Genomic DNA, 6325 nt, shown 5'->3' on the forward strand with positions numbered 1-6325 from the left:
GTGTATGAGCCTGTGATCGACGCGTGGAAACGATATGCGGGACTTGTGGACAGGCCCGGCTCCCCCTGGCGTGTTCCGTCGGGGGTGCTGGCGGAAATCCATACCCGTTTCGGACAGCTTGACATGCTGATGGAATCCATTGTGGCGGTGCTGGATTCGTCGTGGGCCACTACAGAGGGACAGCAGTCCGCCGCCGAAGAACGCCGGGAATTCCTTAAGGCATGGGACTGGGCGGCGGTGTACACCGACGCCTTCTACTTCTTCGGGTGGCGTACGGTCGACCTGCTCAATGGCGCCGTCGGCGGCCCTCTGCCATGCCTGGATGCGATCCGGCCGGCCGGTCTCCTCGCCGTCCGCGACGTCCTGCATGAGCACCCCGAGGGCCAGGGCGCCTACTACCGGCACGGCCTTGAGCTCCGCGACGAGGCCCTGGAGAAGATCAGCCGCGCCGCTGACGCGCTGGCCGCGGGCGGCGACGGCACGGAGCCGAATGGCCCGGAGACCGGCGAGCAGTGAACCCACGCGCCGGAGACGGGGACAGCCCGGCCCGGGGGGGAACGGGCAACAGCCCTCGCTTCGGGAAAACTGAGCAGGTCCCGGTTGAGGGGAACGGAGACAGTACGGCGCCGGGCGGGCGGTGACTCCGCCCGCCCGGCACCTGGACCGAACCGTCACTTCAGCATCGCGACGATCGGTGCGAACGCCTCCAGCCACGGCTCCAGGACCACGATGTAGCTGAGGCCGAACCGCTGCCGGTACTCCGTCAGCCGATCGGCTATCTCGCGCTGTGACCCGATCAGCCAGGCCGGCGTCGCGAGCAGCTGCTCGGGGGTGAAGTGGGCCAGCGGATGCCGCGCCCACTCCTCGGCCGTGCCCCGCGGATCGTCCGTGACGATCACCTGCTGCACCAGCAGGTTCAGCTCCACCTCCGCGACCCGGGCACCCAACTGCTCGCGGACCAGGGCCACCCGCTCGCCCAGCTCTTCAGGGCTCGCCAGCTGCGGGAACTCTCCGCGCCCCATGAAGATGCCGGTGAACCCGACGATGTCGGCGTGCTCGGCGGCCAGCCGCAGTACCCGGTCTCCGTTGCCGGCCACCAGCAGCGGTGGGCCGCCGGGCCGCACCGGCCGCGGTGTGTGCTCGGGGTTCACCATCAGCCCGCGCAACTCCTTGACCGTGCGCTCCAGTTGGCTGACCCGCTCACCGGCGGACGGGAACGGCACCCCGTCGGAACCGGTGCCCGCCCTGATGGATCCGGCCGCCAGCCCCACCTCCAGGCGGCCGTCGGTGAGCAGATCGGTGGTGGCCGCCTCCCGGGCCAGGAGCACCGGGTTGTGGAACGCGGCGTTGAGGACGAACGTGGTCACCCTGATCCGCTCGGTGGCCTCGGCCGCCGCCACCAGGGCGGGGAACGGGGCGGGCGCGCCCAAATGGTCCGGCACGCCCAGCACGTCGAATCCCAGGTCCTCGACCTTGCGGGACTTTTCCGCCCATGCGCGCCGCGACGCGGGAGTGACGAGATTGACGCCGAAACGGAACGGCCGATTCTCGGGAAGAGTCATGCGGCGACGTTAGCAGCGCACTCGACATTCGAAAACGAACGCACCTTTACATCCACTGCCGCTATTCCGGTGACACCTGTTCACATTCCACAATCTTGACAACGCCGAGGCTCGTAATCGAGTCTTGGGGCGAATGTCACGTGCCGTGTTTCCTTCATTGTGTGGGGAGAAGGAGTTTTCCGTGCGCCCAGAGCAAGCACACGACAAAACCAGCGTGGGGAATACGACACCTGCCCCGCCCTATTCCGAGGACGACGGAAAAGCACTCCAGGACTGGTTCCGCGTCATGCGGGACGAGCGCCCCGTCCACCAGGATCCCGTGACCGGCGCCTGGCTGGTGCTCCGATACGCCGACGTGGTCACCGCCAGCCTGGACCACGCCGCGTACTCCTCCGAACTGTGGCGGGCCTACCCGGCCGAGTGGGGCAAGGGAGACGCCTGGGGGCAGGGCCGGCTCACCGAGATGGACCCGCCGAGGCACCGCGTGCTGCGCGCACTGATCGGCAAGGCGTTCAACCAGCGGACGGTCGCCGGCCTCGCCCCGGAGATCGAAGCCACCGTGGAACGCCTCCTGGACGCCGTCGAAGACAGCCCCGAGATCGACGTGGCCCGCGATCTGGCCGACCCCCTGCCCGTCATGGTGATCGCCGAACTGATCGGACTCCCCTTCGGTGACCGGGAGTTGCTGCGAGACTGGGCGGACCGGCTGCTCTCCTTCGAGGCGGGCGACCTGGCCGGCGAGGACCTTGTCAAGGCCATCGACGCGGCGGGCGCCGAACTGCTCGCCTACCTGCGCGAGCACTACCGGCTACGGCGCGCCACCCCCAAGGGCGACCTCTTCAGCCGGCTCGCGCAGACCGAGGTGGACGGCGAACGGCTCACCGAGGAGGAGGTGGTCAACATCGGCAAACTGCTCCTCATCGGCGGGCACGTCACCACCGCCTGCTCGCTCGCCAGCCTCGTCTTCGAGCTGCTGCGCCACCCCGACGCGCTGACCGACGTACGCCAGGACGCGGGTCTGATACCGGCCGCCGTCGAGGAGTCGGTCCGCTACCGCCCCGCCGTGCCGAACAGCCTGCGACTGACCACGTGCGACACCGAACTCGGCGAAGTCACCATCTCCGCCGGGCAGTTCGTGTCCCTGTCCGCCCTGTCGGCCAACCACGACGAGCGGCAGTTCGAGAACCCCGAGCGCTTCGACATCCACCGCCGGCACAACCAGCACGTCGGCTTCGGCCAAGGCGTCCACTACTGCCTGGGCGCACCTCTGGCCCGCACCGAGATCCGGATCGCGCTGACGGCGCTGCTGCGCCGGTTCCCCGTCCTGGAGCGGACCGACGGCCCACTCCAGTACTACCGGAACCCCAGCATCGCCGGGCTCAGGTCCTTCCCCGTCGCCGTCGAACGAGCCTGACGGCCCCACCACCCCCTCGCCCGCCGTAACCCCAACTCCCTTTACTCCACCACGTCCACCACGTCCACCACGTCCACCGCAACTTTGCCGCGTCGCGCACCACTCGGACCCCAGGGGCAGAAGACATCATGCGATACGTTGACGAGCCGAACACGAGCGGACGGTCCACGGACGGAAGCGGACACCAGGGGGCGGCACCCGACCCCACCACGCTGCCGGACATCTTCGAGACCCGCGCGGCACTGACCCCACAGGCCCTGGCCGTCAGTGCGGGCACCACCACCGCGGGCACCACCATCGCGGGCACCACCACCTGGACCTATGCCGAACTCGACGCGCACGCCAACCGCGTCGCCTGGTGGCTCATCCGCCAGGACCTGGGACCCGACGACCGCGTCGCCGTCGCCCTGCCGCGCGGCGCCGACCACATCGCCGCCCTCCTCGGCATCGCGAAAGCCGGTGCGGCCTACCTCCCACTGGACCCCGAGCAGCCCACCGAGCGCCTCGCCCGCCTGCTGCGGGACAGCGGACCCAAAGCCGTCCTGCTTCACGCCGACCTCGCCGAACGCCTGCCGTCCCACGACGCCCGACCGCTCCGCATGGACACTCCCGCCACCCGTGCCGCGCTCGCCGCCTGCCCGGCCTCCACGCCCCACGACGGCGACCGCACCCGGCCGCTGCTCCCCAAGGACCTCGCCTACGTCATCCACACCTCGGGCTCCACCGGCACCCCAAAACCGGTCGGCGTCCCCCACACGGGCTTCGCCGCCCTCGTCGCCACGGCCGCCCGGCACCAGACCACCGACACCGACTCCCGCGTGCTCCAACTCGCGCCCCCCACCTTCGACGTGGCCATCTGGGAACTGCTCACCACCTTCGCCGGAGGCGGCACTCTCGTCGTTCCCGAGCACAGCCGTCTGCTCGGCGAAGAACTCGTCGCCGTCCTCGCCGCCGAACGCATCACCCACGTCACCCTGCCGGTCCCGGTGCTCGCCACCCTCCCCGCAGGCAGCGAGTCCACGCTGCCCGATCTGCGCCGGGTGCACATCGGCGGCGAGAGCTGCCCGCCCGACCTCGTACGTAGGTGGTCAGCCGACCGCGAGCTGGTCAACGGCTACGGAACGACCGAGTGCTCGGTCGCCACCACCTTGACCGAACCCCTCACCGCCCTCACCGCCCTCGACGGTGGCCCCACGCAGATCCCCATCGGCACACCGGTGGCGGAGGTCCAGGTCTTCGTCCTGGACGACGCACTGATCCCGGTGCCCGCCGGCACGGCAGGGGAGCTGTACGTGACCGGCCCCGGCCTCGCACGCGGATACGTGGAGCTGCCGGGCCTCACGGCGGAACGGTTCGTGGCGTGCCCGTTCGACGTGCCGGGCAGCCGGATGTACCGCACCGGTGACGTCGTGCGGTGGAACGACGGAGGTCAACTGGAGTTCGTGCGCCGCGTGGACGACCAGGTGAAGATCCGTGGGTCCCGGGTGGAGCCGGGCGAGGCGGAGGAGGCGCTGCGGCGCCACCCCGCAGTGACACAGGCCGTCGTGCTGCCCCGCACGCACACCACCGGCGACACGCGGCTCGTCGCCTACGCAGTTGCCGCGCCCGACACCGAGGTCACCCCCGCGTCCCTGCGCGCCGACCTTCACGAGGTGCTGCCGGACCACGTCGTGCCGTCCGCCGTCGTCCTACTGGACGCACTGCCGCTGTCACCGAACGGAAAGATCGACCGTCTCGCACTCCCCGCCCCCGAGTACGACAGCACGGACGTGTCCCGCGCACCCCGCACCGAGACGGAAGCCGTGCTCTGTGGCCTGTTCGGGGACATTCTGGGGGTGGCGTCGGTCGGGGTGGATGACAGTTTCTTCGAGCTGGGTGGACATTCGCTGTTGGCGACGCGTCTGGTGAGCAGGGTCCGTCGTGTCATGGGTGTCGAGCTGCCGTTGCGGGTGCTGTTCGAGGCGCCGACGGTCGCGGGGCTGGTTCGCCGGCTGGGTTCGGGGCGGGTGCGTGCCGCGTTGGAGGCGCGGCCGCGTCCGGAGGTCCTGCCGCTGTCGTATGCGCAGCAGCGGCTGTGGTTCCTGCACAAACTCGAAGGCCCCTCCGCGACCTACAACATGCCGCTCGCGCTCCACCTCACCGGCGACGTCGACCACGACGCGCTGGAGGCCGCCATCAACGACCTGGTCGCGCGGCACGAGCCGCTGCGCACGGTCTTCTCCGAGACCGCCGACCGGCCCGTCCAGCACGTCCTGCCCGCGGACCGCGCACATGTGACACTGCGCACCGTCACCGTCGAGCAGGACCGCCTCGAAGCGGAGATCCGCGCCGCGGCCCGGCACCCCTTCGACCTCGCGGCCGACATCCCGGCCAAGGTGTGGCTCTTCCGGACCGAGGCCGACCCGAACGCCGCCGTCCTGCTTCTCGTGCTGCATCACATCGCGGGGGACGGGTGGTCGGCGGGCCCGTTGGCCCGTGACCTGGTGGCGGCGTATGCGGCCCGGTCGGGCGGCGAGGCCCCGGTGTGGCCGGCGCTGCTGGTGCAGTACGGGGACTACACCGTGTGGCAGCACGAGGCACTGGGGGACGTGGACGAGCCCGACAGCGAGATGGCCCGGCAATTGGCGTACTGGACCCGCCAGTTGGAGGACATTCCGGAGGAGGTGACGCTGCCGGGGGACCGGCCGCGCCCCGCGTCGGCGACGTACGACGGCGGCATGGTGCCCCTGGAACTCGGCGCCGACCTTCATGCCGGGCTGCGCGCCGTGGCCCGCTCGGCGGACGTGACACCGTTCATGGTGTTGCAGGCTGGGCTGGCGGCGTTGTTGTCGCGGCTGGGTGCGGGATCGGACGTGGTGGTGGGTTCGCCGGTCGCGGGGCGGATGGATGAGGGCCTGGACGACCTGGTCGGCCTGTTCGTGAATACGTTGGTAGTGCGGACGGATGTGTCGGGTGATCCGTCGTTCGGTGAGTTGTTGGGGCGGGTGCGTGAGGGGTGTCTGGAGGCGTTCGCGCATCAGGATGTGCCGTTCGAGTTGGTGGTGGAGCGGTTGAATCCGGTGCGTTCGGGTGGGCGGCATCCGTTGTTCCAGGTGGCGTTGGTGTTGCAGAACAATGCGGAGGGCCGGTTTGAGTTGCCGGGGCTGGGGGTGCGGACGGAGTCGGTGGGGACGGGGACGGCGAAGTTCGATGTGACGGTGAGTCTGTCGGAGACCTTTGATGATGGGGGTCGTCCGGCGGGGATGCGTGGGTTTATCGAGTATGCGACGGATTTGTATGACGCCCGGACGGTTGAGTTGTTCGGTGAGCGGTTGGTGCGGGTGCTGGGTGGGGTGGTTGCGGAGCCCGG

Annotated in this window: 4 protein-coding genes; 3 read left to right on the forward strand and 1 reads right to left on the reverse strand. The window is 70.0% G+C overall.

The window, feature by feature from the left end:
* Positions 1-129 precede the first annotated feature (129 nt).
* Positions 130-516 carry a hypothetical protein gene (locus ACGFW5_RS20605; RefSeq protein ID WP_393835703.1) on the forward strand — a complete coding sequence of 129 codons (387 nt, stop codon included), beginning with the start codon at positions 130-132 and terminating at the stop codon, positions 514-516.
* Positions 517-671: 155 nt separating this feature from the next.
* On the opposite strand, the gene ACGFW5_RS20610 is transcribed toward ACGFW5_RS20605, so the two are convergent.
* The gene (locus tag ACGFW5_RS20610) at positions 672-1562 is read right to left on the reverse strand and encodes a TIGR03621 family F420-dependent LLM class oxidoreductase (RefSeq protein WP_393835704.1); all 891 of its coding nucleotides are present in this window, start codon (positions 1560-1562) and stop codon (positions 672-674) included.
* Positions 1563-1776: 214 nt separating this feature from the next.
* Between ACGFW5_RS20610 and ACGFW5_RS20615 the strand changes: the two genes are divergently transcribed.
* Together ACGFW5_RS20615 and ACGFW5_RS20620 are read left to right on the forward strand one after the other, a co-directional pair.
* The gene (locus tag ACGFW5_RS20615; RefSeq protein WP_393835705.1) at positions 1777-2976 is read left to right on the forward strand and encodes a cytochrome P450; all 1200 of its coding nucleotides are present in this window, start codon (positions 1777-1779) and stop codon (positions 2974-2976) included.
* A gap of 128 nt (positions 2977-3104) precedes the next feature.
* Positions 3105-6325: amino acid adenylation domain-containing protein (locus tag ACGFW5_RS20620; protein ID WP_393835706.1), on the forward strand; the 3221-nt coding region annotated here is incomplete at its 3' end.

It is taken from the genome of Streptomyces sp. NPDC048416 (assembly GCF_043200435.1).
In the GTDB taxonomy this organism is placed as follows: Bacteria; Actinomycetota; Actinomycetes; order Streptomycetales; family Streptomycetaceae; genus Streptomyces.

Coding starts and splice junctions, on each gene's coding strand:
- ACGFW5_RS20605 (WP_393835703.1), top strand. CDS start 130: ATGGAATCCATTGTGGCGGTGCTGGATTCGTCGTGGGCCACTACAGAG.
- ACGFW5_RS20610 (WP_393835704.1), bottom strand. CDS start 1,562: ATGACTCTTCCCGAGAATCGGCCGTTCCGTTTCGGCGTCAATCTCGTC.